General features: G+C 66.0%; 24 protein-coding genes. 12 read left to right on the forward strand and 12 right to left on the reverse strand.

Going from position 1 to position 25,729, the window contains the following annotated elements; all coding sequences use genetic code 11:
* Positions 1-274: 274 nt before the first annotated feature.
* The 5 genes from AC07Y9_RS23465 to mdlC form a co-directional block, all read right to left on the reverse strand.
* Positions 275-1,528, reverse strand: a complete 1,254-nt coding sequence (locus AC07Y9_RS23465) for an OprD family porin (RefSeq protein ID WP_102680051.1) — start codon at positions 1,526-1,528, stop codon at positions 275-277.
* A gap of 131 nt (positions 1,529-1,659) precedes the next feature.
* Positions 1,660-3,135 (reverse strand): aldehyde dehydrogenase family protein, encoded by a 1,476-nt coding sequence (locus tag AC07Y9_RS23470; protein ID WP_102680052.1) that lies wholly within the window; start codon positions 3,133-3,135, stop codon positions 1,660-1,662.
* Positions 3,136-3,210: 75 nt separating this feature from the next.
* On the reverse strand, positions 3,211-4,149 hold the full coding sequence (locus tag AC07Y9_RS23475) for a ketopantoate reductase family protein (RefSeq protein WP_102680053.1): 939 nt from the start codon (positions 4,147-4,149) through the stop codon (positions 3,211-3,213).
* Positions 4,150-4,158: 9 nt separating this feature from the next.
* The gene (locus AC07Y9_RS23480) at positions 4,159-5,592 is read right to left on the reverse strand and encodes an MFS transporter (protein ID WP_102680054.1); all 1,434 of its coding nucleotides are present in this window, start codon (positions 5,590-5,592) and stop codon (positions 4,159-4,161) included.
* 92 nt (positions 5,593-5,684) lie between these two features.
* Positions 5,685-7,271 (reverse strand): benzoylformate decarboxylase, encoded by a 1,587-nt coding sequence (gene mdlC / locus AC07Y9_RS23485; protein ID WP_102680055.1) that lies wholly within the window; start codon positions 7,269-7,271, stop codon positions 5,685-5,687.
* Positions 7,272-7,389: 118 nt separating this feature from the next.
* Here mdlC and AC07Y9_RS23490 point away from each other — a divergent pair, with 118 nt between their 5' ends.
* Entirely contained in the window at positions 7,390-8,292 is a 903-nt protein-coding gene (locus tag AC07Y9_RS23490; protein WP_102680056.1) for a LysR family transcriptional regulator, read from the forward strand.
* Here AC07Y9_RS23490 and AC07Y9_RS23495 read toward each other — a convergent pair.
* On the reverse strand, positions 8,289-9,620 hold the full coding sequence (locus AC07Y9_RS23495) for an MFS transporter (RefSeq protein ID WP_102680057.1): 1,332 nt from the start codon (positions 9,618-9,620) through the stop codon (positions 8,289-8,291). The genes AC07Y9_RS23490 and AC07Y9_RS23495 overlap by 4 nt on opposite strands.
* 628 nt (positions 9,621-10,248) lie before the next feature.
* On the opposite strand from AC07Y9_RS23495, the gene AC07Y9_RS23500 reads away from it, so the two are divergent.
* The 7 genes from AC07Y9_RS23500 to AC07Y9_RS23530 all read left to right on the forward strand — a co-directional run bounded on the left by AC07Y9_RS23500 (position 10,249) and on the right by AC07Y9_RS23530 (position 16,966).
* Positions 10,249-11,199: an alpha/beta hydrolase gene (locus AC07Y9_RS23500; protein WP_102680113.1), complete on the forward strand. Its 951-nt coding sequence runs from the start codon at positions 10,249-10,251 to the stop codon at positions 11,197-11,199.
* Between the two features lie 140 nt (positions 11,200-11,339).
* A complete protein-coding gene (locus tag AC07Y9_RS23505; RefSeq protein WP_007931277.1) occupies positions 11,340-11,474 on the forward strand; it encodes a hypothetical protein in 135 nt (44 codons plus the stop codon).
* Positions 11,475-11,665: 191 nt separating this feature from the next.
* The gene (locus AC07Y9_RS23510; protein WP_102680058.1) at positions 11,666-11,983 is read left to right on the forward strand and encodes a DUF7693 family protein; all 318 of its coding nucleotides are present in this window, start codon (positions 11,666-11,668) and stop codon (positions 11,981-11,983) included.
* Between the two features lie 258 nt (positions 11,984-12,241).
* Entirely contained in the window at positions 12,242-13,726 is a 1,485-nt protein-coding gene (locus tag AC07Y9_RS23515) for a tyrosinase family protein (RefSeq protein WP_102680059.1), read from the forward strand.
* A gap of 10 nt (positions 13,727-13,736) precedes the next feature.
* On the forward strand, positions 13,737-14,504 hold the full coding sequence (locus AC07Y9_RS23520) for a copper chaperone (RefSeq protein WP_102680060.1): 768 nt from the start codon (positions 13,737-13,739) through the stop codon (positions 14,502-14,504).
* On the forward strand, positions 14,497-16,572 hold the full coding sequence (locus tag AC07Y9_RS23525; RefSeq protein WP_102680061.1) for a hypothetical protein: 2,076 nt from the start codon (positions 14,497-14,499) through the stop codon (positions 16,570-16,572). The genes AC07Y9_RS23520 and AC07Y9_RS23525 overlap by 8 nt, the downstream gene beginning before the upstream one ends.
* 58 nt (positions 16,573-16,630) lie before the next feature.
* Positions 16,631-16,966, forward strand: a complete 336-nt coding sequence (locus AC07Y9_RS23530; protein WP_007931271.1) for a hypothetical protein — start codon at positions 16,631-16,633, stop codon at positions 16,964-16,966.
* Positions 16,967-17,020: 54 nt separating this feature from the next.
* On the opposite strand, the gene AC07Y9_RS23535 is transcribed toward AC07Y9_RS23530, so the two are convergent.
* The gene (locus tag AC07Y9_RS23535; RefSeq protein ID WP_256580949.1) at positions 17,021-17,731 is read right to left on the reverse strand and encodes an isoprenylcysteine carboxylmethyltransferase family protein; all 711 of its coding nucleotides are present in this window, start codon (positions 17,729-17,731) and stop codon (positions 17,021-17,023) included.
* Positions 17,732-18,031: 300 nt separating this feature from the next.
* Between AC07Y9_RS23535 and AC07Y9_RS23540 the strand changes: the two genes are divergently transcribed.
* The 4 genes from AC07Y9_RS23540 to AC07Y9_RS23555 all read left to right on the forward strand — a co-directional run bounded on the left by AC07Y9_RS23540 (position 18,032) and on the right by AC07Y9_RS23555 (position 20,415).
* Positions 18,032-18,502: an arsenate reductase ArsC gene (locus tag AC07Y9_RS23540; RefSeq protein WP_102680063.1), complete on the forward strand. Its 471-nt coding sequence runs from the start codon at positions 18,032-18,034 to the stop codon at positions 18,500-18,502.
* Positions 18,502-19,236: an arsenical resistance protein ArsH gene (gene arsH / locus AC07Y9_RS23545; RefSeq protein WP_102680064.1), complete on the forward strand. Its 735-nt coding sequence runs from the start codon at positions 18,502-18,504 to the stop codon at positions 19,234-19,236. The genes AC07Y9_RS23540 and arsH overlap by 1 nt, the downstream gene beginning before the upstream one ends.
* 87 nt (positions 19,237-19,323) lie before the next feature.
* Positions 19,324-19,938: a DNA-3-methyladenine glycosylase family protein gene (locus tag AC07Y9_RS23550; RefSeq protein ID WP_102680065.1), complete on the forward strand. Its 615-nt coding sequence runs from the start codon at positions 19,324-19,326 to the stop codon at positions 19,936-19,938.
* Positions 19,939-20,142: 204 nt separating this feature from the next.
* The gene (locus tag AC07Y9_RS23555; RefSeq protein WP_102680066.1) at positions 20,143-20,415 is read left to right on the forward strand and encodes an Ada metal-binding domain-containing protein; all 273 of its coding nucleotides are present in this window, start codon (positions 20,143-20,145) and stop codon (positions 20,413-20,415) included.
* On the opposite strand, the gene AC07Y9_RS23560 is transcribed toward AC07Y9_RS23555, so the two are convergent.
* The 5 genes from AC07Y9_RS23560 to AC07Y9_RS23580 all read right to left on the reverse strand — a co-directional run bounded on the left by AC07Y9_RS23560 (position 20,399) and on the right by AC07Y9_RS23580 (position 25,714).
* Positions 20,399-21,496, reverse strand: a complete 1,098-nt coding sequence (locus AC07Y9_RS23560) for an extracellular solute-binding protein (RefSeq protein ID WP_102680067.1) — start codon at positions 21,494-21,496, stop codon at positions 20,399-20,401. The genes AC07Y9_RS23555 and AC07Y9_RS23560 overlap by 17 nt on opposite strands.
* Positions 21,497-21,498: 2 nt before the next feature.
* The gene (aguA, locus tag AC07Y9_RS23565; protein WP_102680068.1) at positions 21,499-22,623 is read right to left on the reverse strand and encodes an agmatine deiminase; all 1,125 of its coding nucleotides are present in this window, start codon (positions 22,621-22,623) and stop codon (positions 21,499-21,501) included.
* Between the two features lie 100 nt (positions 22,624-22,723).
* On the reverse strand, positions 22,724-23,611 hold the full coding sequence (locus AC07Y9_RS23570) for a LysR substrate-binding domain-containing protein (protein WP_102680069.1): 888 nt from the start codon (positions 23,609-23,611) through the stop codon (positions 22,724-22,726).
* 187 nt (positions 23,612-23,798) lie between these two features.
* Positions 23,799-25,082: a C4-dicarboxylate TRAP transporter large permease protein DctM gene (gene dctM, locus AC07Y9_RS23575; RefSeq protein ID WP_007931262.1), complete on the reverse strand. Its 1,284-nt coding sequence runs from the start codon at positions 25,080-25,082 to the stop codon at positions 23,799-23,801.
* The gene (locus tag AC07Y9_RS23580) at positions 25,082-25,714 is read right to left on the reverse strand and encodes a TRAP transporter small permease (RefSeq protein ID WP_102680070.1); all 633 of its coding nucleotides are present in this window, start codon (positions 25,712-25,714) and stop codon (positions 25,082-25,084) included. The genes dctM and AC07Y9_RS23580 overlap by 1 nt, the downstream gene beginning before the upstream one ends.
* Positions 25,715-25,729 lie beyond the last annotated feature (15 nt).

The following is a 25,729-nucleotide window of genomic DNA, read 5'->3' on the forward strand; positions in this document are numbered from 1 at the left end:
GCCCCAGGCCATGGATGGCCTGGGGCGGCGGCCCACGGATCAATGCCGGAGTGAGGGCATGCCGAGCCTAAGCGAGGCACCGAGTGGTGGGGCAAAGCGTTTTGGTTACTTTGGCGCTCTTCCAAAGTAACCCGCCGTAAGGGCGGAACCCTAAGCAGCCGTTACCGCAGGAATGGATATGTACTCCATCCAAAAATGCAGTGCCCGAACAAACGCCATCACGAGCAATTCGAGCGTCGACCAACCGCTCCCGCCCGCGACAACGCCACAAAACTCAAAACGACAACGGATAACTCACAATCACCCGAGTCTGATCAAAATCACTATTGAAACTGCGCCGGTTAGTGGCGTTATTCACCCGCACACTAAGGTTCTTCAGGCTGCCACTCTGAAAGGTATACCCCACCTCCGTATCCCGCTCCCACTCCTTGCCATTGCTCCCGGCCTTGGTCGTGGCATTCTCGCCATGCCCATAGCGCACCATGGCCAACAACCCCGGCACGCCCATGGCGGCGAAGTTGTAGTCATAACGCAGCTGCCAGGAACGCTCGTCGGCGTTGCTGAAGTTACCGTTGAACATATCGTTGCCCAGGGTCCGGCCGCTGCTGCCGTACACCGACATCCACGGGCTGTCGCCACTGACCTTCTGCAAGCCCAGGTACAGGGTATGGCCAGCGGTGGAGGCCGAGAGCAAGGCATAGGCGGTGCGGCTCCGGATCTCGCCGATGCGCGCCTGGCCGTCATCCTTGTCGATGAAGTAACCGAGGTTCGCCCCCAGCACCCAGTCGCCCACCGGCTGCTTGTGCAGCAGGTTGAAGTAGCTCTGCTGGTAGATGTCTTCCAGTTGCGCATGCCAGGCGCCGATCAAGGTGCGCTGCTGATTGAAGCGGTACTCGGCTCCGGCATAGGTGAAGCCATCGGAGGTCACCCCGGGCGCGGCCCAGGCCGAGAGGTCCTGCATGTCCGAGGAATTGCGCAGGCTCACCGAACGGTACTGCCCGGCCTGTAGGCCCAGCCCGGCGATTTCCCGCGAGTCGAGCATCGCCCCACGGAAGGTCTGCGGCAGCAGCCGGCCATCGTCGTAGCGCAGCAGCGGAATGTCCGGCAGCAATTCGCCGACCTTCAGCTCAGTGGCGGAAATGCGCATTTTCGCCGCCACGCCGGCGCGGCCGTAGTTGTCCGCCGCGCGCCCGTCGTCATGCACCGGCAGCAGCTCGGAACCACTGGTGCCGCGCCCGCTGTCGAGCTTGACGCCGAACATGGCAATGCCGTCCAGGCCGAAGCCGACAACACCCGGGGTGTAGCCGGAATTGAACTTGAGGATAAACCCCTGGGCCCATTCCTCGACCTTGCTCTTGGCCGCCCCCGGGTCGCGAAAATCCCGATTGAAGTAATAGTTGCGCAGCACCAGGTCAGTCTTTGCGTCTTTGAAAAAACCGCCGTCTTCGGCCCAGGCCGGCAGGCCCGTGCCCAGTGCCAGTGAAGCCGCGGCCAGCGAGCGCGCGAGGATGCAGTGAGGGGTGTTCATTATTATTGTTCTCCGCTTTGCATAGGCGCAGCCGTTCCCCGACAGGCCACTCCAGGCCCGCCTCTTATCGGCTGCAAAAATGCCCGGTCTCTCTTTTGGGAAAGGCCGGGCGATATCCTCAGCTCAAGGCATCAGAAGGGATAACGACGCGCCGAGTGCTGCACGCTGATCCAGTGATCGCGGGTGAACTCGTCGATCGCCCAGTCGCCGTTGAAGCGCCCGAGCCCCGAGTTCTTTTCCCCACCGAAGGGCGCGTTGGCCTCGTCGTTCACCGGGATGTCGTTGATATGGGTCATGCCCGCACGAATCCGCCGGGCGAAGTTCACCCCGCGCTCCAGGTTGCGGCTGAACACCGCGCTGGACAGGCCGAACTCGCTGGCGTTGGCCAGCTCCAGGGCGTGGGCCTCGTCCCGCGCCCGCAGCAGCCCCACCAGCGGGCCGAAGATTTCATTGCGCGCCAGGTCCATGTCGACCGTGACCTCGCCGTAGACATGGGGCGCCAGCAGGTTGCCCTGGGCCCCGCCCTCGTAGAGCGGCTCGGCGCCTTCGCGGCGGGCCAGCTCGATCTTCTCCCGCAGGCCTTGCAACTGCCGCGCATTGATCACCGGGCCGATCACCGTCTCGATCAATTGCGGATCGCCGACCTTGAGCCCCTTGACCCGCTCGACGAAGCGCGCGGCGAAGGCGTCGTAGAGGCTGTCGTCGACGATGATCCGGTTGACCGCCATGCAGATCTGCCCCTGGTGCAGGAACTTGCCGAACACCGCCGCGCTCACTGCCTGTTCAAGATCGGCGTCGGCCAGGACCACGAACGGGCTGTTGCCGCCCAGCTCCAGAGCCACGTGCTTGAGGTGCGCGCCGCCGCTGGCGATCCGGCCGATACCGCGGCCGACCGGGGTGGAGCCGGTGAAGGTGATCAGCGAGGGCACCGGGTGCTCGACAAAGGCATCGCCAATCTCGCTGCCCGCCCCCACCACTACGCTGAGCACGCCCGCCGGCAGGCCGGCCTCCTCGAAGATCTTCGCCAACAGCAGGCCGCCGCACACCGGCGTATCGCTGGCCGGCTTGACCACCACCGCGTTGCCCAGGGCCAGCGCCGGGGCGATCGAGCGCTGGGTCAGGTGCAGCGGGAAGTTCCATGGGCTGATGACCCCGACCACCCCCAGGGCGCTGCGGTAGACCCGGCTCTCCTTGCCCGGCACATCGGACTCGAGAATGCGGCCGTGGACCCGCGCCGGGAACGACGCCGACTCCAGGGCGATGGCCCGCGCCGCGCCCCACTCCAACTGCGCCTTGAGCCGGGTGCTGCCGGACTCGCGAATGATCCAGTCGACGATTTCCTCGCGGCGCCGGTCGAACACCGCCACCACCTGATGCAGCACCGCCGCCCGCGCCGACGGTCCGAGCGCCGCCCAGTGCGGCTGCACCGCGGCGGCCTTGGCATAGGCGGCATCCAGGTCGGCGCGGTTGGCCTGGGCCACTTCCAGCAGCAGCGTGCCGTCGAACGGGTTGCTCACCGCCAGGGTTTTGCCGGCCGCGCCGGCGCGCCATTCCCCGGCGATGGGTTGCAGGTGCAGATCGCGGTAGACAGCTGGGGACTCACTCATGACAAAGCTCCTTGAGGACAGGATTCACAGGAAAGATGGGCTCGCGACTCAGGGCGCCGAACCGGGTTTGCGAGGCTATGCATGACCGCCTCCGGTGGCTGCCCGCGCCTCGATCAAGCGCAGCAGCCCCAGCAGGGTTTCGGTGTGCGGCACGGCGATGCCGGCCTGGCGCGCCCTGGCCAGGACCTCGCCATTGATCGCGCCGACTTCCGTGGGCCGACCGGCCAGCACGTCTTGCAACATGGACGGCTTGTGCGCCCGATGGTGGGCGATGGCATAGGCCACGCTGTCCAGGCAGCGCCGCGCATCCGTTACCACCCCCACCGACTGCGCGACGCCGAGCACCTCCAGCACAATGGCCCGGGCCAGCGCCGTGCCTTGCGGCACGGCATCCAGTTGCCCCACGGTGCAGCCGGTGACGGCGCACAGGCTGTTCAAGGCCGCGTTGAACGCCACCTTCTCCCAGATCGAGGTCCAGACCTGCGGGTCCACCGCGCAGTGCAGCCCCGCCGCCTCCAGCACCGCGGCAACCTGGGTGCTGCCTTGGCGCTCGACGCCCTCCAGCGACAGCAACCGGACCACGCCCTGGCCATGGGAGCGGACATGGGCCGGCCCGGCCATATCGGCGGGCCAGGTGGTCATGCCGATCATCACCTGCTGCGGGGCGACGTGGCGGCACAGCGCTTCGGCGTTACCCAAGCCGTTCTGCAGGGTCAGCACCCGCGTGTGCTCGCCGATATGGCCGGCAATACTGCGCAGCGCACTGTCGGTGTGCTGGGCCTTGGTGAAGACCAGCAACAGGTCGGGCTGGCCCGTCACCTGCTCCGGCCGGCAGGCGCTCAGGCCGCCGACGCGCCGCTCGCCGCTGTCGGTGTCCAGGCACAAGCCCTGGCGGCGGATCGCCTCCAGGTGCGTGTCGTTGATGTCCAGCAGCGTGACGCTCTGCCCGCTTTCCGCCAGCAGGCCGCCGAACAGCGAGCCCATGGCGCCCGCCCCGAGAATGCTGATGTTCATCGAACCTCCTTATGGCTGTGAGGGTTGATCGGCAAGGCTCTCTTTGTGGGCCCGGGTCAATCCAGGCGCCCGCCGGGGAATATGTCGGCGCACCAGCACCAGGGCGATCAGCGCCAGCACCATTACCGTCCCCAGCAACGTCAGATAGCCGTGGGCACCGCCCTGGGTGATCACTGTGGCGCCGACGAAGGCGCTGAGAATCGCGCCCATGCGCCCGAAAGCCAGGGCCGATGCGGTACCGGTGGCGCGCACGGCGGTGGGATAGATAAAGGCGCACAGCGCATAGAGGGTGGACTGCACGGCGTTGACGAACAGGCCATGCACGCCAAAGCCGAAGATCAGCAGGCTGGTGTTTTGGTTGACGTCCACGGCCTGCATGGCGAAGGCACTGGCCGCGCCGCCCGCGCAGCAGATCAGCAGCGGCCAGAACGAGCCCCAGCGCGTCATGGCCACCGCGCAGAGCAGCGCGCCGATCACCCCGCCCAGGTTGTAGGCGGTGAGGCCGGAACCGGCCACCGCCAGCGACAAGCCTTCGGACAAGAGCATGGTCGGCAGCCAGCTGAAGGCGCTGTAGACCGCGGTCAGGCACATGAAGAACGCCACCCAGACCGCCACGGTGTCGCGCCCGTAGCCGGGGGCGAACAAGGCACGGAAGCCGCCCTGCTGCTCGCTCTTCTGCTCCAGCGCATCGGTGTAGCGCACGCCTTCGGGCATCGGTCGGCCCATGCGTCCCAGCAGCACAGTCAACTCGCCCCAACGCTGCGGCCGGCGCGCCAGGAAACGCGGCGACTCCGGCAGCGTCGCCAACAGCAACAGGCCCAGCACGATGGGCAGGCTGCCGCCGATAAAGAACAGCGTGCGCCAGCCGTACAGCGGCAGTACGTGGGAGGCGAACAACCCCGCCAGCATCCCGCCCAGGGGCACACAGACAATGGTCGCGGTGACCGCCAGGGTACGCCGGCGCGCCGGGGTGAACTCGGCGGTCATGGTGGTGGCGCTGGGCAGCGCGCCACCGATGCCGAGCCCGGCGATAAAGCGCAGCGCCGCCACCGTCAGCGCATCCGGCGCCAGGCCGATGGCGCAGGTCGCGGTGCCGAACAGGATCACGCTGGCGATGACCGCCATGCGCCGGCCGAAACGGTCGGCGAACAGGCCCGCGCAAGCGCTGCCGATGCCCATGCCGATCAGCCCGGCGGCCACCGCGGGGGCGAAGGCCTCGCGGGTGATCCCCCATTCCTTGATCATCAGCGGTATGGCGAACCCGATGAGCTGGCCGTCGAAACCGTCCATCACGATCGACAGCGCGGCCAGCAACACCACGATCTTCTGCATCCCGGTGTAGGGCCCGTCGTCGAGCAAGGTGCCGATATCGGCACTGCCGGAAACCGGGCTCGACCGCTGGGGCCCAGCCTCCATCACTTCACTGACCGAAGTCGTGTTCATAGCCACCTCTTTTTATTGTTGTGGTGTGCGCGCAAGGCGCGCTTGGCATTGCCGGATCTTCTGCCCGGCGCCGGGAGCCCGGACTTTGAGAATCAGGGCTCGATGGTCAGGGTCGGCACCTCGATCAATACCGGGCGATTGCCGGCCAGGGCCGCGCTGAAGGCGGCGGCGAACTCGGCGCGGGTCGCGGCATGCACCGAATGCACGCCATAACCCTGGCCGATGGCGCAGAAGTCCAGGCCGGGAACGTCCAGCCCCGGCGCATCGCTGACCTGCAGCACATCGGCGAACCAGCGCAGCGCGCCGTAAGTGCCGTTCTTGAGAATGATGAACACCACCGGGATGCCGTACTGGACAGCGGTCCACAGCGCGGTGATGCCGTAGTTGGCCGAGCCGTCGCCGATGATCGCCACCACTCGCCGCCCGGGCGTCGCCAGTTGCACGCCGACCGCGGCCGGCAAGCCGAAACCCAGGCCACCGGCGGCGGGAAAGAAGTAGCTGCCGGGCTGGCTCATCTCAACCCGCTGCCAGAACGCGCTCACCGTGGAGGTGGATTCCTTGACGTAGATCGCGTCCCGCGGCGCCAGCTGGTTGATCAGGTCGAACACCGTTTCCGGGCGCAGCAGGCCGCCCTCCTCGCGCACCGGCGCCGGCAGCGGCAAGGCGCTCGGCAGCGGCCGTTCGCTCTGCGGCAGCACCTCGACCAGGGCTTCGAGGGTCAGGGCGATATCGCCCACCAGCGCATCGCCCATGGGCGCCCGCGCCGCCTCGCCCGGGTCGCAGGTCAGGTGCACCAGCTCGCAGTCCGCCGGCAGGTAATCGCCCGGGGCGTATTGGTGGTAACGGAACACCGGGGCGCCCACCACCAGGATCAAATCGTGCTCGGCCAGGCAGCGGCTGATCCCGGCGATGGCCGCCGGCAGCACGCCACGGAAACACGGGTGGCGAGTGGGGAACGGGCAGCGCGAAGCGGAAGGCGCGACCCAGGCCGGCATGCGCAGTTTTTCCGCCAGTTGCACCGCCAGGCCGTTGCTGCCACTGCCGTCGACATCCGGGCCGAGCACCAGCACCGGGCTACGTGCCGCCGCCAGGCGCTCGGCCAGCCCTTGCAGTTGCACCACCGAAGGCAGGCCGGCGCTGGCCACCTGGCGCCGCGCCAGATGCTCGACCCCGGCCGGCGCCGCGCAGGCCCAGTCGTCATAGGGAATCGACACATACACCGGCCCGCGCGGCGCCAGGCTGGCCATATGGATCGCCTGGCTCAGGGTGCGCGGCACGTCCTGGGCCGAGGCCGGCTCGTGGCTCCACTTGACCAGGGGCTTGGGCAGTTGCGCTGCATCGACATTGGCCAGCATCGCTTCCACGCCGACCATCGAGCGCACCTGCTGGCCGGCGGTGATCACCAGCGGGCTGTGGGAGTACCAGGCATTGGTCAGCGCGCCCATGCCGTTGCCGGTGCCGGCGGCGGCATGCAGGTTGACGAAGGTCGGCTTGCCGGTGGCCAGGGCGTAACCGTCGGCCATGCCGACCACCGCGGCTTCGTGCAGGCCGAGGATGTAGCGAAAGTCCTCGGGAAAACCCTTGAGAAACGGCAGCTCGTTGGAGCCGGGGTTGCCGAAGATGGTGGTCAGGCCTTGCTCGCGAAGAATCTCGTAGGACGCAGAGTGAACGGTTTTCATAAGGACCCTTGTTGTTAGGTTTCGGGTTACTCTTGCAGCCGCTACGAAATTGATCAAATCGATACTATCTCTATCAAAAATAAAACCTATCTATGTTCATAACGGCAGCAGAGGCGGTATGAGCCACATCGATCTGAACCTGATCCGCACCTTCGTCACCCTTTACGAAGCCCGCAGCGTGACCCTGGCGGCCGAGCGTCTGTTCGTCACCCAGCCCTCGGTCAGCTATGGCCTGGCGCGCCTGCGCGAGCTATTCGACGACGCCCTGTTCAGCCGCACCCGCGACGGCATCCAGCCGACCTTTGTCGCCGAGCAGCTGTACGGCCCCTTGCGCGAATCCCTGACCCGCATCGAAAGCGCCGTGCAGAGCTGCCGCCAGTTCGACCCGGCGAGCACCGATCGGCGCTTTCGCATCGCCCTCTCCGACCTCGGCGAAATCGGCTTTTTGCCGCTGATCCTGGCGCGCCTGAACCAGGACGCGCCGCTGGCCGAAGTCGAGGTCCTGCCGCTGCAGGTGGACCAGGTCGGCGAGTGGCTGGCCAGCGGCAAGGTCGATGCCGCGATCTGCCGCCAGCCGGTCCCCGGTATCCGCAGCCGGGTGCTGATGCACGAGCGTTATGTGTGCCTGCTGAGCACCGGCCATCCGCGCATCGACCAGCAGTTGAGCCTCGAACAGTTCCTCGCCGAACGGCACGTCGCCGTAACCCGCACCACCGGCCACGGCAATGTCGAAGACGTGCTGAAAAACATGCACGTGGAACGGCGCATCAGCCTGCATGTGCCGCACTTCTCGGTGCTGCCGAAAATCATTCCCGGCACCGACCTCTTGGCGGTGCTGCCGGCGCAGATCGCCCGGCTGTTCATCCACGAGGGCGAGCTGAAGATGCTCGAACTGCCGTTCCCGGTGGCCGAGTTCGCCGTGTCCCTGAACTGGCACCCCAACAGCGACAGCTCCGCCGCCCTGCGCTGGTTCTGCGACACCATCGCCGACGCCATCATCAGCGGCCAGGGCCAGGGCTAGACGCTGGCCATCGCCGGCTGCGCCCGGGCCCGGGCCGGCTTGAGCAGCAACAGGCAGCCGGCGGCGATCACGAACACGCTGGCAAACACCCCGTACAGATGCAGCGGCTGCCAACCACCATCCAGCAGGAAGCCGGCCACGGTCGGCGAAAGAATCGCGCCGATGCGACCGATGCCAATGCCCCAGCCAACGCCCGTGGCGCGCACCGAGGCGTCATAGACCACCGGCGACAGCGCATAGAGGCCGGCCACGCAGCCGTTGGAAAACAGCCCGATCAGCAACCCCAGGCCGAGCGCCGCGGCAATCGACGAGGCCGAGCCGACAAATAGCACCAGCAGGCCGGCGGTGATCAGCATGAACAGCGCCAGTACCCGGCCCAGGGGCCAGCGCGAGGCCAGGCCGCCGACCAGCGCCGCGCCGAAGATCCCGCCAACGCTGAGCAGCACCCCGCCGGTGATCCCCTGCTGCGCCGACAGCCCGGCGGCCACCAGCAGTTTCGGGGTCCAGCTCATGACGAAGTAGAAGCCGAACATCACCAGGAAAAACAGCAGCCAGATCAGCAAGGTGGTGCGGCGCATGGCCGGCGCCAGCAACTGGCCGAAACCGCTGGGCGCGCCGGCTTGCCTGGGCACCTCTGGCGGCAACTGTTCAAGCTCAGGCTGCTCCAGGCGCCGGGCCAGGCGATTGACCCGCACCAGGGCATTGGCCGGGCGGCGGGCAAGCAGGAAATCCAGGGATTCGGGCAGCCACAGCAGCACCAGGGGAATCACCAGCCAGGTCACCGCGCCGCCGAACAGGAACACCGAGCGCCAGCCCCAATGGCCCAATAACCACACCGCCAACAGCCCGCCCAGGGTGGCGCCCAGGGCATAACCGGTGGATTGCAGGCTGACCGCCAGGCCGCGCCAGCGCTTGCTGGAATATTCGCTGGCGATCACGTTGCTGCTGGCCAGGATGCCGCCGATACCGAGGCCCGTCAGGCCGCGCAGCAGCGCCAGTTGCAGGGGAGTCTGGCTCAGGGCCGAGAGCAGCATGCCGAGCCCGGACAGCGCCAGGCAGAACAGGATCAATGGCCGCCTGCCAAACCGGTCGGCCCAGGGCGCGATAAACAGCGAACCCGCCGCCATGCCAAACAGTCCGGCGCTGAGCAGCAGGCCGACCTGCGCACCGTTCAGCCCCCACTCGGCCGACACCGAGGCAGCGGTGAAGGCCATCACCAGCACATCGAAACCGTCGATCATGTTCAAGACCATGCAGATGCCGATGGCCAGGCATTGGAAGGAACTCATCGGCCCGCTGTCCACGCGGCTCTTCAGGTCGAGCGTCATGAACGCACCTCCACGCCGCCTACCGGCGACGGCGAGAGGGAAAACAGCGGCGTGCACACAGACAGACGGCGGACGGAACCCAGGCAGTTCCGCGCCCTTGATAAGCCATTCATGACGAGACCCTTCTTGTAGTTTTTATCGGGGGACGGTCGGGAGGGGCCCGCCATCGCCAGGTGGCTAATCAACCATCCAATGGATCCATTAACAAGGGGTGAAATCCAGGGAATCCATGGAAAATTGGCTGAAATACCTGGAGAAATGCTCAGGTATTTTTATTTAAAAGACAAAAATCAATGACTTAATCAAACAGTCATTGACTGATATTTGCGGGCGATTATCGACCAGACTCAAAAGGCACAGGCTATTGAGGATCCTGTGGCCGTGAATGGCTACAGGATCCAGAAATAATGGATCCAATAAATCAAAACCCTGAAGGCAGATGCTCAGCTTTTCATCAATGGACTGACAATCCGCCTCAAGGGCTGTGACCTTATCTTTCAACGCCCTGCCCCGGGGTCAGCCGCCACATTTTGTAAAGCATCCCCGGCCACGGATTGGCGAAATGATTACTGCGCCGGTGGGACATCTGCTAAAACGCGGTTTTTATCCGTACGCGGTGCCACAGCCCATGTCCTCCTTATTCCTCTCGCGCTGGCGACCTCGCTGGCGACCTCGCTGGTGGTCGCTGCTTGGCATGGCTGCCCTGTTGATAGGCCTGCCGGTGGGCTGCCAGGTGCTGGAGCACAAGGAGCGCGAACTGGTGTTTCGCGTCGAGCCGGGCAATGCCAGTTGGTATCGCGGCCTGCCGGCCGGGGTGCGCGAACTGGAGTTCAAGGGCGACAGCCTCAAGCCCGAGCAGAACATTCATGCCTGGTGGTGGCCGGCCCAGCGGGCCGATGCGCCGGCCGTCCTTTATCTGCATGGGGTGCGCTGGAACCTCACCGGGCAGCTGTTCCGCATCGAGCAACTGCACGCCCTGGGGTTCTCGGTGCTGGCCATCGACTATCGCGGCTTCGGCCAGAGCCTGGGCGAGCCCCCGTCGGAAACCAGCGTCTATGAGGACGCGCGGATCGCCTGGGAGCAATTGCAAAGGCTGCAACCCGACGCCGGCAAACGCCTGATCTACGGCCATTCCCTGGGCGGCGCGGTGGCGGTGGAACTGGCCGCGCAACTGGGGCAACAGGCGGCCAGCGACGGCGCGCCGATCCCGGCCCGTGGCTTGATCGTCGAATCCTCGTTCACCTCCCTGGCCGCTATCGCCGCCGAGCTGGGCAATACCTCGCTGCCGGTGCGCTGGCTGCTGTCGCAGAAGTTCGACTCCCTCGACAAGATCGCCCATATCGGCATGCCGCTGCTGATCGTCCACGGCCTGGACGACCGCTACGTGCCGGCGCGCTTCAGCCAGCAATTGTTCGACGCCGCGCGACAGCCCAAGCAACTGCTGCTGGTTCCCGGAGCCACCCACAACAACAGCATGCGCCTGGCCGGCGAGCGCTACCGCCAGGCCCTGAACACCTTGTTGCATGCCCGGCCGGCGAAGGTCGCCACCGCGGAACCGGCCCGCGTGCCGACCAGTTGAACCACGAACCGGCACCGTTGCCGTTACGCCCATCTGCATCAGCCGGATGAGCTCGTCCTTAGACAACCTGTAACAACTCCGGCTGGCCCAGGCAGCGCTTAAATGAGATGGTCTCCTGTTGATTGTTTTGGAGGCATGTCATGACTACATTTCAATTCATCGCAGGCATGGTCTTTTGTCTGGCGGGACTGGGCGTGAGGGCCTACCTGACCCTGCAGCATCCCGGGGAAGAAAAGGCCTGGCGCTCGTCCAGTGTGCGAAAGTCCGCCAAGTAAGCCTTGCCCCCGCCCCTGAATACCGCTGATGGCCTCCCGGCCGGCCCCGCCTGGATCAGGTGGAGGCCCATGGAAAATGCCCGTATCGCGCGATACGGGCATTTTTTTCAGCCCAGGGCATCAGTCATTCCGCCTGATGCCGGCCCGCAACAATGGCAAAATAGCCGCCGCCCATGCCCGAGACCGTCCCTATGCAAAGCATTCCCACCCTCACCGCCCGGGAAATCTGTCAGGTACTCCGGGAGCTGGCCCTCGGCACCCGCACCCTGGGGCCATCGAGCCAGCGCGTATTGGCGGCGGACGATAGCTGGCAAGTGCGGCTCGACATCGAAGGCTGGACCCTGACCCTGGTCAACCATGGCCAGACCCTGAGCCACTGCGAGCAATGCCGCTCGCCGGATGGCCGGGTCGAAACGCTCGACGCCTGGCAGCGCTACGGCACCGACCCGGTCAAACTGCTGAGCATCTGGGAACACCAGCAGTTGCAGCGCCTGCTGCAGGCGTTGTGACCACCTTCATTACACCCACGCCAATCCCCCGTCCGTCCGCCGAAGCCACCGGAACCCGTGTCGTTCATCGGGATAATGGGAATCGGCCATGGCGTTTTTGCCAGGCCTCTATACTCATTTTCGACGAGGCGCGCACCGGCACTGCGAGCCTCATGAGCGCAGTTCCGCCGTGAACATGAAGTCGCCAGCGGCAAAGGATTGCGAGAGGTGTGGCGCCATACGCGTCACCTGGCCTGATGCTGCAAGGAAGGTGCATTCATGAACACGATCCGACAGGATGTGGCAACACTCGGCTCCGGATGGGACAACAAGGTCTTGCTCAACTACGCGCTGGCCATGCGCGAGCTGGACAAACTACCGATCACCAACCGCAACAGCTGGAAGTTCCTCGGCGCCATCCACGGCTTCGATCGGCAGTTGTGGGTCGAGGTGAATGTCCTGGGCGATTCCGATCCGGTTCCCAAGGACCTGACCAACTTTACCTACGGCAGCCAGTGCCAGCACGGCAGCTGGTACTTCCTGTCCTGGCACCGCGGTTACCTGGCGGCCTTCGAGGCGATTGTCGCGGCCAAGGTCAAGGAACTGACGGGCGACGACTGGGCGCTGCCGTACTGGAACTACCTCAATAGCAAAAACCCGGATGCGCGGCGGGCCCCGGAGGCATTCCTGGCGGACACCCTGCCTGACGGCAGCCCCAACCCGCTGAAGAAATACCCTCGCCGGCAGGGCTTTACCACGCTGCGGCCGAACTCCCTCGATGCCTTCAGCCTGGCAGCGATGCAGGAGAACGATTTCCAGGTCGGCAATGACGGCAGCATCGGCTTCGGCGGCGGGGTCACCGGCAATTTCGCCCAGTTCGCCCGCTGGACCGGCGACCTGGAGAACAACCCGCACAACACCGTGCATCGCCTGATCGGCGGGGGCGAAGGCTTCATGGCCGACCCGTACCTCGCCGCCCTGGACCCGATCTTCTGGTTGCACCATTGCAACGTCGACCGGCTCTGGGAGGCCTGGATGAACACCCCGGGCAAGACCATGGTCCATGATCCGCGCTGGCTCGACGGTCCGGCCGACCGCCGTTTCATCATGCCGACGGTCGGTGGCAGTGACCCTGGCATGAAATTCACCGGCCGCGACACATTGAAGGATGGCAAATTGCATCCGCGCTATGCCGACTTGAGCATCGGCACGGGCGTGAAACCAGGAGTAGAGGCCGTGACACGGGTCAAGATGGGTGCGCCGGAACAACAGAACATCGAACCGATCGGTGCCAACCGTTCGGTGGTCACGGTCGGCGGCGCGCCGGTGCGCACCCAGGTCGACCTCGACCGCCAGGCCACCAGCACCGGCATCGCCGCGATGGGCGCGACGGACCCGGGCCAGCCGGTGACCCGGCTCTACCTGGCGCTGGAATCGGTGCGCGGCTCCGCGCCCTCGCCGCAGCTTGCGGTGTACATCAACCTGCCGAAAGACAGCGATCCGCAGCAGCATCCCGAGTGCCATGCCGGCAGCCTGACGCTGTTCGGGCTGAACGTCGCCTCGCGCCCGGACGGTGGCCATGGCGGCCACGGGCTCGGCTATACGATCGACATCACCGACCTGGCCCAGCGACTGACCGATGCCGGCGATTTCGATCCCGACTATCTGCGGGTGACCCTGGTCCCAGGCGAGCAGGTATCGGCGGATAAACCGGTGACCGTGGAGCGGATCAGCGTGCTCAAGCGCAGCGGTATCGTCAGCTGAGTAACGCCCCATGCAACCCGGACCGGTCTTGCTCAGCTTCACCCGGGCGCCCTGGCCGTTGCTGTTCGCGACGGCCGGGCTGGGCCTGGCCCTGTGTCTCTACACCGCCGGGCACAGCACCCTGCCCGCCTTCTGCGGTTCCGCGCTGTCCATCGTTGCCAGTTGGCCCACCGTGCTGGAGGCCGAGCTGGCCCTGAACCCGGCGCAGCAGATGCTGGCCGACTGGGCCCTGATGCTGCTGGCGATGATGCCGCCGCTGCTGGCGATGCCACTCATGCATGTCTGGCGCTCCAGCCTGCCGCGCCGGCGCATTCGCGCGGCGCTCGGCTTCCTGCTCGGCTACAGCGCCTTATGGCTGGCCGCCGGTCCGCTGCTGATGGTGCTCGCCTTGTTGCTGCAACTGAGTGTCGCCGACGCGGCGCTGGCCACGGCGCTGCTGGTTGCCCTGCTGTGGAGTGCCAGCCCGTGGCAACGCGCGGCGCTCAACCGTGGCCACCGCATGCGCCGGATCGGCCTCTTCGGCTGGGCCGCCGACCGCGATTGCCTGGTCTTCGGCGCAAGCCACGGCGCCTGGTGCATCGCCTCATGCTGGGCCTGGATGCTGGTGCCGCTGCTGGGCGGGGCCTGGCACATTCCACTGATGCTGGTGGCCGGGGCCATCATGCTGGTCGAACGCCTGGCACCGGGCGATCGGCCGCGCTGGCACTGGCCGGTGATGCTCCCCCGGCTCGATCTCTGGCTCCTGACTACGCGCAAGGTGGCGCACTCCCATGACTAGACGGACCTGCCTGGCGATCGGCGTGAGCACGCTGACGCCGTTGCCAAACCAGACGCTGCGCTTCGCCTACCTGGACGGCGCCGTGCTCGCCGCCCGTTCGATCGGCGACTGGGCGCTGCGCTCGGGCTTCGGCGCCGACAACGTCAGGATCGTCGACGACGGCCCGATAGACGGCCAGGGCAATCCGGTCACCCGCGAACGGGTGCAACAAGCGGTGGATGAGCTGTTTCCCTCGGGCGCCGAAGTGGTCGAGCAATTGATCCTGGCGTTTTGCGGCCACGGCCTGACCGACGCGAATATCGGCTCGATCTCCTGGCTGTTCAGCGATTCGCTGCGCCAGAAGTACCGCGTCCTGGCCGACTCGTTCTACACCGAGCTGCTGCTGCACGGCGTGCAGCGCATCACCCTGATTACCGATGCCTGCCGCGAGGCGCCGAAGAATCTCGACCTGACGCGACTGGATGCGGTGCGCGGAATCGTCGTGCAAGGTACGCAAGTGGAAAACCCCAGGTTCGACCGCCTGGCCGCCTGCCAGGACGGGCAGCTGGGTTACATGGTGTCCGAACCGATGTCCGGCGCTCCGGGCAAATGCGTGTTCTCCGGGGTGATCGCCGATGCGCTGTGGGGCATCGAGCCGACCGCCATCAGCAATGGCCTGATCACCACCGCGACCCTCGGCATGTGCGTGCGCTCGCGCACCACCGAGCGGGCGAAAGAGTATCGCCTCAAGCTGAACCCGCAATGCCTGGTCGATCCGGAACCGGCCGTGCTCTACAACACCGCCCAGCCGTTGCCGGGCCCCGCCGGGTTGCAGCCCTGGCCGGCCGCGGGCAACGCCGCCACCATGGGCCCGGCCGCCGGCCCGACGGATTCCGCCGAGCACAATCTGGAGCGGGTACACAGCGACGCGGCCTTTCGCGAGCGCATGCTCGGCGCCGATTTCGGGCTCAAGCAGCATGACCTGGCGGTTCCCGCCGACCAGATGATCAGCATTCCCGACTCCAGCAAGGAGCTGCTGCAGGATCTGGTGGTGCTCCGCCAGCAGAGCCCGCGTTTTCCCGAGAAGAAACAGAAGGTCAAGGCGCTGGTCCAGCGCCTGGAAGCGGATGCCGCCGCCGATATGCGCAAGTCAGCGGCCACCGAGGTTCGCCGCCGGATGAAGCAGATCGGCGACCCCGGCGAGGCCAACCTGATCGTCTACGGCGAGGGCGCGAAGCTCCTGTCCCGGGCTCCGATCGAGCGACTGGACAGCACCTCACTGTTCGAAACGTTCCGCGCCACCAGCGATCCCCAGGGGATGCCGGTCCTGGTGGCGCTGGCCGATGGCACCTTCACCCCGGTGGTGCCTTATGCGGGTCAGTACACCGTGGTGATGCCCAGCCCCCTCGGCGATATTTTCCAGGCCTATGGCATGCCCAAGGCCCCCGACAGATACCTGGCGATGCTCGGCGCGATCGACGATTTCGCCGCTGGCCGGCTACAGGCCGAAGACATCGACCAGTTCGCCGCTGGCGTGTGCCATAAAAAGCATGCCGACCCCATGCTGGGTGTGATCTGCGCCTACCTGTACCGCGCCGTGGCCGACTACGACAGCATCCGGCGCCTGGCGTATTTTTATGCCGCCCAGGGCCAGCCAGTGCCTTTCGACATTGCCTTGCTCGGGGCGATGCGGGTGACCCAGGAGGCAGACGGCACCCCACGCTTGCAGATACCGGCCGTCAAGGCGCGCGCGCTGCGACCCAAGGCGGCCAAGGCCCCTGATTATGTCCGGCGCGCGACACCCGCGGTGCAGGCCTGGATCGGCGGGCGTTGCCCCTGGCTGGGGCTGGGCTGGGACTATGTCAACGACCCGCGGCCGGAATGGGCCGCACTGGTCGAAGGGCTGGCCGAGCATGCCAGATTGGTGCGGCACAGCGGATCCACGGTGCTGCCGGGCAAGGTGGCGCGCAAGCTGGCAAAAGCCTGGCGCCTGCAGCCTCCGGCCCGGGAAGACCTGACGCGACCCGCGGTAGCCCGCCAGGTACCCGCCAAGGAAACGAACCGACCCTCGCAACGGTCTGAACAGTGATGGCATTGAGAATGGGGCCGCGCCACAAAGCCCCGCTATTCACACTGGAGGTCTCGTCATGAGCGCCCTGACAATCGAAGGCTGGTGCAAGGCCAGCGATGGGCAAAAATCCACGCCGCTGGGAGAGATCCATTTCTACGTCGATGGTCCCCTGCACCTGCGCCTGGAAGAAGCCGAGGAACGCCTGCAGAAAACCCATGAACAGGAGGCCATGGTCGACGTCGACATGGACACCATGGAGCTGATCATGCCCGAGGGGTACAGCCCCCTGTCCGACTGCCGGATGCGCGTCTATTTGCAGCACGGTCGCGGCCAGTTCCACCTGGTGGGGCACCGAGCCAGCGATGGCAGCCTGATCTACAGCAACGCGGTGCTGATCGACCAGCTGCTGTAGCAAAGCGGCTTCTGCGCCAGCGCCATTTCGTCCGGGCGTTATCGCTCCCGAGGCTCACCAGAGGCCGGGAACCAAGCGCCAGCGCACCCGCTGGCAATAGTCGGCATAACCGGGCAACTCGGCCTGCAACAGCTGGTCCTCCCATGACGTGCGCAGGACCAGCAGCGCCGCAGCCAGCGCCGCGGGAACCAGCGCCCAGAACGAACCCAGCGCCAGCGCCATGCCGAAGAACAGGCCCAGCGCGGCGAGATATCCGGGATGCCGCACGCAACGGTAGGGCCCGCTATCGATGACCCGCTGGTGCCGCTCGGACTGGATGCGCACGCCCGGCTCGAAGAACGGGTTCACCGCCTGCGCCCAGCCGGTCACCGCGATGCCCGCCAGCACCGCGAGATACCCCGCCAGCACCACCCAGGCCGGCACAGCCGAGCCATGCAGCCGCCCGGCATCGAGTGCGGCGACCGGCAGCACGGCCGCCATCGCCGGCAGGATGAGCGCCAGCAGTTTTTTGTCCCAGCTTTGGGTGCCCGCCTGGACCCGGCTGCGCGCGCGGTAGATCACCGGATTGACCCGGGCAAGCACCAGGGCCGAAACGCCAAAGCCCAGGGTCATGACGGCGAGGAAGATCCAGCCGGGCCACCAGGCGAGCGTGCCGGCCGGCAGGAAGATCAATCCCAGCAGCGCCAGCGGCAGGCCGATCCCATAGGCGATGGCCGTACGGCGCGACATCGGGTCCGGATCCCGAGGTGTGGAAGGGTTCTGCATACGTTTCTCCCTTTGGCGAGAGGCGACGGTATCGCGCTTCAAGAGATCGGCATTGGATGCAGCCAAGCCCGGCGAGCGTCCTGGATGGGCCGGGCATCTTCGGCCTGCGCCGAACTCGAAGCATAGAACACAGGCGCAGCCCCCCTGCCCAACCCGGCGTCGAGACGCGCAACTGCGCTCGGTCGCTCACCCCTATCGGCAGCTTGGCAACTCGCTTTCACATCCGTATATTCGAATAACCATATATTCAAGCCAGTGACTGTTTAACGTCATGGCTCCCCCCTCTGCCCGGAAGCCTCGATGAAAATCCTCTTCATGTGCACCGCCAACAGCTGCCGCAGCGTTCTTTGCGAAGCCCTGTTCAACCATCTGGCGCCGGCCGCTCATCAGGCGGTGAGTTCGGGCAGCTTCCCCGGCGGCACGCTCAACGCCCGCGCCCTGGCCACCCTGGAACAGGCCGGTGTCAGCACCGCCGGCCTGTACAGCAAAGGTTCGGAGGTCTTCGCCGACAGCCCGCCCGATATCGTCATCACCGTCTGCGACAAGGCCGGTGGCGAGCCCTGCCCGGTGTATTTCGGTCCGGCGCTGAAAAGCCACTGGGGGCTGGAGGACCCTTCCGAGGTCCAGGGCGATGAGCAGGCAATCCAGGCCGCCTTCGAGCAGACCGTGGAGAAAATCCGCCAGCGTTTCGCCGCCTTCTTCGCCCTGGACCTCGACCACCTTTCACCCGCCGAGCTGAAAAATGCCCTCGACCGCATCGGAGCGCTGTGATGAGCGACGACCGCAAGCCCAGCGAAGAACCGCTGTCCGCCCTTGACCTTGAACTGCTGCAAGCCTTGGCGCCGGAGCATCTGGAAACCCCGGCAACAGCCGCGCACAAACCGCGCATCCTGCTGCTCTACGGCTCCACCCGCGAGCGCTCGTTCAGCCGCCTGCTGACCCGGGAAGCGGCGCGCATTCTCGAGTTCCTCGGCGCCGAAACCTACATCTTCGACCCCAGTGGCCTGCCCCTGCCGGACGATGCGCCGGTGGACCACCCCAAGGTCCAGGAACTGCGCGAACGGGTGCTGTGGTCCGAGGGCCAGGTCTGGTGCTCGCCGGAACGCCACGGCGCGATGTCGGCGGTGTTCAAGGCGCAGATCGACTGGATCCCCCTGACCCTCGGCGCGGTACGCCCGACCCAGGGCAAGACCCTGGCGGTGATGCAGGTCTGCGGCGGCTCGCAGTCGTTCAACACGGTCAACCAGCTGCGCGTACTGGGCCGCTGGATGCGCATGTTCACCATCCCCAACCAGTCCTCGGTGCCCAAGGCCTTTCTCGAATTCGATGACGACGACCGCATGAAGGCCTCGCCCTACTACGACCGGGTGGTGGATGTGATGGAAGAACTGATGAAGTTCACCCTGCTCCTGCGCGGCCGCGCCGACCTGCTGGTGGACCGCTACTCGGAACGCAAGGAAAGCGCCGCAGCGCTGTCCAGCCGGGTCAATCAGCGTTCGATCTAGGTTTACGGAATTCCAACGCAAGAGACCGAGTGCAGCGCCAGGCATTGCTGGTTAATCTCTGGCAACGCCCTTGGTCCAGGACTCTCCATGCCCGATCCGTTTCTTGAGGCCCACGCCTTTCTGGCCGGGCTCGACCCCGACTGGGCTCGTCACGTCGAGGCGGTCGGCCCTTGCCTGCACCAGGCCAAGCCGGCCCGCGAGCCCTGCGAGGCGCTGGTGCGGGCGATTGCCTATCAGCAACTGCACGCTCGCGCCGGCGATGCGATTCTCGGGCGTTTCCTGGGGTTGTATGGGCAAACCTTCCCCTCCCCCGAGCAGATCCTCGCCACCGATTTCGAGGCATTGCGCGCCTGTGGTTTTTCCGCCGGCAAGATCGCCACCATCCGAGGCATCGCCGAGGCGACCCTGAGCGGTGTGGTGCCGGATTACCAGGCGGCCCGGGCCATGGACGACGAGGCGCTGATCGAGCGCCTGACCAGCCTGCGCGGCATCGGTCGCTGGACCGTGGAGATGCTGCTGATCTACAGCCTGGAACGCCTGGACATCCTGCCCGCCGACGATTTCGGCGTGCGCGAAGGCTACCGTCGCCTGAAGGGCCTGGAACAGCAGCCGACCCGCAGGCAGATGATCGAGATCGGCCTGTCCTTGCGCCCGCATCGCACGGTGGCGGCCTGGTATCTGTGGCGGGTGCCCGCGCGCTGACGGGTGTGTTCATCGCGCAGGCGCAGGTAGGTACAGCGGGATGCCAACACCTGTAGCCGCTGCCGAGCCCGCGAGGCTGCGATCGGGGCGCAGCCCCGTAAACCTGGCGATGCAGTTGGCGCTGGTCTGGCGACCGCTACGCGGTCGATCGCAGCCTCGCAAGCTCCGCAGCGGCTACAGGAGGGACGGATGCAGGAGAGACGGATGAACACCGAAAAAAGCTGGGTTTTGCTCGATGCCCGGGGCAACACCTTTCTCAGCGAACAACCGGGCACCCTCGGCGGCCACCGTGGCAGCCGGATCTATGGGCGGCTGGATTGCCCGGCCGCCCTGCGCGCCATCGCCCGCGGCGGTTATGTCCGCCAGCGGGTGTTCTTTGCCGACGAGGCCAGCGCCCGCAGCGCCGGTTATCGACCCTGCGCCCGCTGCCTGCCGAAAGCCTACGCCGCCTGGCAGGCGCTCACAGCCCCGACTTGAGGCGGCTGAAGGCACGGATCAACGCGCGGTTGAAGGCCTTGCCGTTGTCGTTCTTGCTGTACAGCGAGGCCCGCACCTCGGGGGTCGGGTAGGTGCCTGGGTCGTTGCGGATCGCCGGATCGACCAGGGCATCAGCCGCGCTGATGGCGTTGGCGTAATGGATGGTGTCGGTGATCGGCGCGATCACCTGCGGGGTCATCAGGTAATCCATCAACGCCAGCCCGGCCTCGGGGTGCGGGGCGTCCTTGGGGATGACCATGGCGTCGAACCAGATCAGCGTGCCCTCCCTGGGGATGCGATAGCGCAAGGTGAAGGGCTTGTGCGCCGCCTCGGCCTGCCCGGCGGCGATCGCCACGTTGCCGTTCCACGACATGGCCACGCAGGTGTTGCCGTTGGCCAGGTCGCTGATGTTCAGGTCGTTGTCGAAGTAGCGGACATAGGGCCGGATCTTCGCCAGTTGCTGCTCGGCGAGTTTCAGGTCGTCGAGGTTCTGCCGGTTGATGTCCAGGCCCAGGTACTTCATTACCGCGGCGAACACCTCGTTGGGATCGTTGAGCAGGCTGACCCCGCAGTCGGCGAATTTCGCCACCACCGCCGGATCGAACAGCATCGCCCAGCTGTCCCGCGGCGCCTGCGCCAGGCGCTGGCTGACCGCCTGCTCCTGATAACCGACACCGGTGGTGCCCCAGGCATAGATCCCGGCATAACGGTTGCCCGGGTCGAACACCGCCATATGCTGGCGGAACTCCTCGCCGACCCCGGCCAGGTGCGGCAGGCGCTGCTTGTCCAGGGGCTGGAGCGCGCCGCTGGCGATGGCCCGGGACAGGTGCTGGCCGGCGGTCAGCACCAGGTCGTAGCCGCTGCGCCCGGTGAGCAGCTTGGTCTCCACGGTCTCCAGGGAATCGAAGTGATCGACCACCACGCGGATGCCGGTCTGGCGCTCGAAGTTGTCCAGGGTGTCCGGGGCCAGGTACTCGCCCCAGATATACAGATTGACCGTGGGTTCGGCCTCGTCGGCCGCCTGGGCGCACAACGGCGCCAGCACCAGCAGCAATGCGCCGCCCAGCCTGTGCAGGTTCATGTTCAGCCCTCTTCGCCGGTGCGCCGGGGAGCCGCGTATTGCGGCATGGTGATGCAGGCGACGTTGCCGCCGCCGAGGAGGATTTCCCGCGAATTGTCGATGCCGACGATGCGGTGCCGGGGGAAGAGTTCGGCCAGGGTGGCCAACGCTGTTTTGTCGTTACGGTCGCCGAACAGCGGCACCACGATTGCGCTGTTGCCGGCGTAGTAGTTGATGTACGAGGCACAGATCCGCGTGCCGGCCTGGCGCACATGAGTGCTGTCCAGCTGGTCCAGGCCTTCGGCTTCGGCGGCGGTCCATTCCAGCACGTCCGGCTGCGGCAGCTTGTGCACCACCAGCTCGCGGCCACGGCTGTCGCGGGTGCTGCGCAGGATGTGGTAGGCCTCCTGGTAGATTTCCCACTGCGGGTCGTCGCGGTTGTCGGTCCATTGCAGCACCACTTCGCCGGGGCGCACGAAACACGCCAGGTCGTCGACATGGCCGTCGGTCTCGTCGAACTTGCAGCCCCGCGGCAGCCAGATCACCTGCTCCGCGCCCAGGTAGTCGGTAAGGCGCCGGGTGACCTCGGCCTTGCCCAGGTGCTGGTTGCGATTGCGGTTGAGCAGGCACTGCTCGGTGGTGAGGATACTGCCCTGGCCATCGCTCTGGATGCCGCCCAGCTCGGCGATCAGCGGCGCGCGGTAGCGGTCGAGATTTTCGATCTCGAGGATCTTGGCGGCGATCTGGTCGTCCTTGTCCCAGGGGTAATACAGGCCGCCGTCGAGGCCGCCATAGGCGTTGAACTCGAAGTCGACGCCGCGCACTTCGCCGCTCTGGTCGTTGACCACGAAGCACGGCCCGCTGTCGCGGAACCAGGTGTCGTTGCAGGTCATTTCCACCACCCGCACCTGCGGCGGCAACAGCCGGCGGGCATTGGCGAACTGGGCGGCGGAAGCACAGACGGTGACCGGTTCGCTCTGGGCAATCGCGGTGACAATCCGCACCCAGACCTTCTGCGCCGGCTTGGCGCCATTGCGCCAGACGTCAGTGCGCTCCGGCCAGCCGAGCCAGCAACCGGCCTTGGTTTCGAATTCGCCGGGCAGGCGGAAACCATCGTGTTTGGGAGTGGTGTCGAGCAATCGGGCCATGGGGCAAACCTCGTCGGTGCTGGGGAATGGCCACCAAACTAGCGCCGCGCCGGGTCAAGGCACCAACGATGAATATTGCGCGACAGTTGAATTCAACTCATCAATCGCTCAACTGATCGCTGAACCAGTCCAGCAACTGCATCAGCGCCGGGCGCTCCAGGCGCACCCGCTCGCACACCAGGGCGTACTGCCCCAGGGCGGTCATGCTGGCGGCGTTGAAAGGCCGGATCAGACGGCCATTGAGCAGGTCTTCCTGGGCCGTCAGGTTATCGCCCATGGCCACGCCCTGCCCTTGCGCCGCCGCTTCCAGCGCCAGCCCGGCATGGGCGAAATACAGCTGGCGCGCCGGGCGCAAATCGCCGGCGTGGCTGGTCAGCCAGGCGGTCCAGGTCTTGCCGTCCTGATCGTCGTGCAACAGGCAATGGCGGGCCAGGTCCCGCGGGCTTTTCAAGTTGCCCTGGTTGAACAGCCCGGGGCTGCACACGGGGAAGAACTGCAGGCTCGGCAACGGCCGCACGAAGTAGGCGCTGCTGTCCTGCGGGCCACTGCCGTAGGTGATCGCCAGGTCGATGTCTTCGCCCGGCACGCTGGCGTCGATCGGCTGTTCATAGAGATGCAGGGTGATATGCGGGTAACGCGCGGAAAAGTCCGCCAGCCGGCTCATCAGCCATTTCTGCGCCAGCTCGGCGGTCACCGCCAGGCGCAGCACCGCCAGGGAAGACGGATCGCGCAGCTCGTCGCAGGCTTCGCCGATCAGCTCGAAAGCCTGCTGCAGGCTCTGCATCAGCCGCCCGGCCGCCAGGGTCGGGCGGATCTGCCGGCCCTCGCGGACAAACAACGACACCCCGAGTTGCTCTTCGAGCTGGCGGATCTGATGGCTCACCGCGCTGTCGGTGACGCACAGCTCGGCCGCCGCCCGACCAAAATGCGCATGCCGCGCCGCGCACTCGAAAGTCCGTAATGCCGCCAGGGAAGGCAGACGTCGCATATCCAAGCCCCCGAAATGAAGGCGTCCATGCTGCCGCGACGCAGCGCCAGCGTCCAGCGCCCCGTAGGAGCGAGGCTTGCCTGCGATAAGCCCACAAGAGCGCTGCACATCTCAAGGCCCCATCGCCAGCAAGCTGGCTCCGGCAAGGATCGTGCAAACCGCCTCTCCTACAAGTAAAGGCGTTGCGTCAGTTCATCCCCAGCCAGTTCGGCAGCGCCAGGGAAATGAACGGCACGTAGGTCACCAGGATCAGGAACGCCAGCAGGATCATCAGCCACGGCAAGGCCGCGCGGATGGTCTGGCCGAGTGTCAGGCCGGTCACCGCCGAGGTGACGAACAGGTTCAGGCCCACCGGCGGATGCACCAGGCCGATCTCCATGTTGACCACCATGACGATCCCCAGATGGATCGGGTCGATGCCCAGCTTCATGGCGATCGGGAAAAAGATCGGCGCCAGGATCAGCACGATGGCCGAAGGCTCCATGAAACTGCCCGCCACCAGCAGCACCACGTTGACCATCAGCAGGAAACCGATGGGCGACAGCCCGGCGTCCATGACGAAGGTGGTGATCTGCTGCGGGATCTGCTCGGTGGTCAGCACATGGGCGAAGAGCATGGCGTTGGCGATGATAAACATCAGCATGATCGACAGCCGGCCCGACTCCACCAGCACTTTCGGGCAGTCGCGCAGGCGCATGTCCTTGTAGACGAACAGCGCGACGAAGGCCGAATACACCGCCGCCACCGCCGCCGCCTCGGTCGGGGTGAACAGGCCGCTGTAGATGCCGCCGAGGATGATCACCAGCAACAGCAGGCCCCAGAAGGCGCGGCGCGCGGTGCTCAGCCATTGGCGGAAGGACACCCGCGGTTGCGCCGGCAGCTTCTTGATCCGCGCGACGATGTAGATCACCACCATCAGGATCACGCCCAGCAGCAGCCCCGGCACGACCCCGGCCATAAACAGCTTGCCGACCGAGGTTTCAGTGGCCGCCGAGTACACCACCATCACGATCGACGGTGGGATCAGGATGCCCAGGGTCCCGGCGTTGCAGATGATCCCGGCGCCGAACTCCCGTGGGTAGCCGGAACGCACCATGCCGGCCACGGCGATCGAACCCACCGCCGCCACGGTCGCCGGCGACGAACCGGACAGCGCGGCGAACAGCATGCAGGCCAGCACCGCGGCAATCGCCAGGCCGCCACGGATGTGGCCGACGCAGGCGTTGGCGAAATCGATCAGGCGTTGCGCCACCCCGCCGGTGGTCATGAAGGCCCCGGACAGCAGGAAGAACGGGATCGCCAGCAAGGTATAGGCTTCGGAGGTCTCGAACAGCTTGATCGCCAGGGAGCTCAGGGAGTCCGGGCTGAACAGCAGGATCGAGGTGGCACCGGCCAGGCCCAGGGAAATGGCGATCGGCACGCCGAGGAACATGAACACGAACAGCATCAGAAACAGGCAGAGAATGGCCATCAGTGCTGATCCTCGTGGTGACTGGCAAGCTTGCTGGCCTCGGCCGCCTCATCGGCCAGGCCCAGGTTGATCTGCCCGCGCATGAGGATACGCCACATGATTTCCAGGTAGCGGATCAGCACCAGGGCAAAACCGAAGGGCACGATCATCGCGATGTGCGACAGGTGGATGCCGAACTGGTCCAGGTCCTCGGCTTCGATGCCGGCCTGGATCAGCGCCATCAGCCACTTGAAGCTGGCGACCATGAACAGCCCGGCGTAGACCATGCAGCACAGGCAGGCGATCACCGCCAGCAGGCGCTGGGCCGGGCGCGAGGCCAGCTTGACCAGCGCGTCCACCCCCAGGTGCCCGGCGGTGCGCACGCCGTAGGAAATGCCGAAGAAGATCAGCCAGCCAAACAGCATCTTGGTCAGCGCCACGCTCCAGACCATGTCCTGGGCCAGTTCCATGAGGAAGTCGCCGATCCCCAGGAACAGCACGCTGCCCCCTTCCCAGGCATCGCCGATGGCGTAGAACAGCGGGTAGAGGTTGTTGAGCACCACGTAGACGAAAGTCACCAGCGTCATGGCCGCCAGCAGGAAGGCGATGAACGCCTCTTCAAAATGTTCCCAGAACCGCCTCAGCCTGTGCATTGAGGTTCTCCGCGA

The organism is Pseudomonas sp. GW456-L12 (assembly GCF_059424045.1).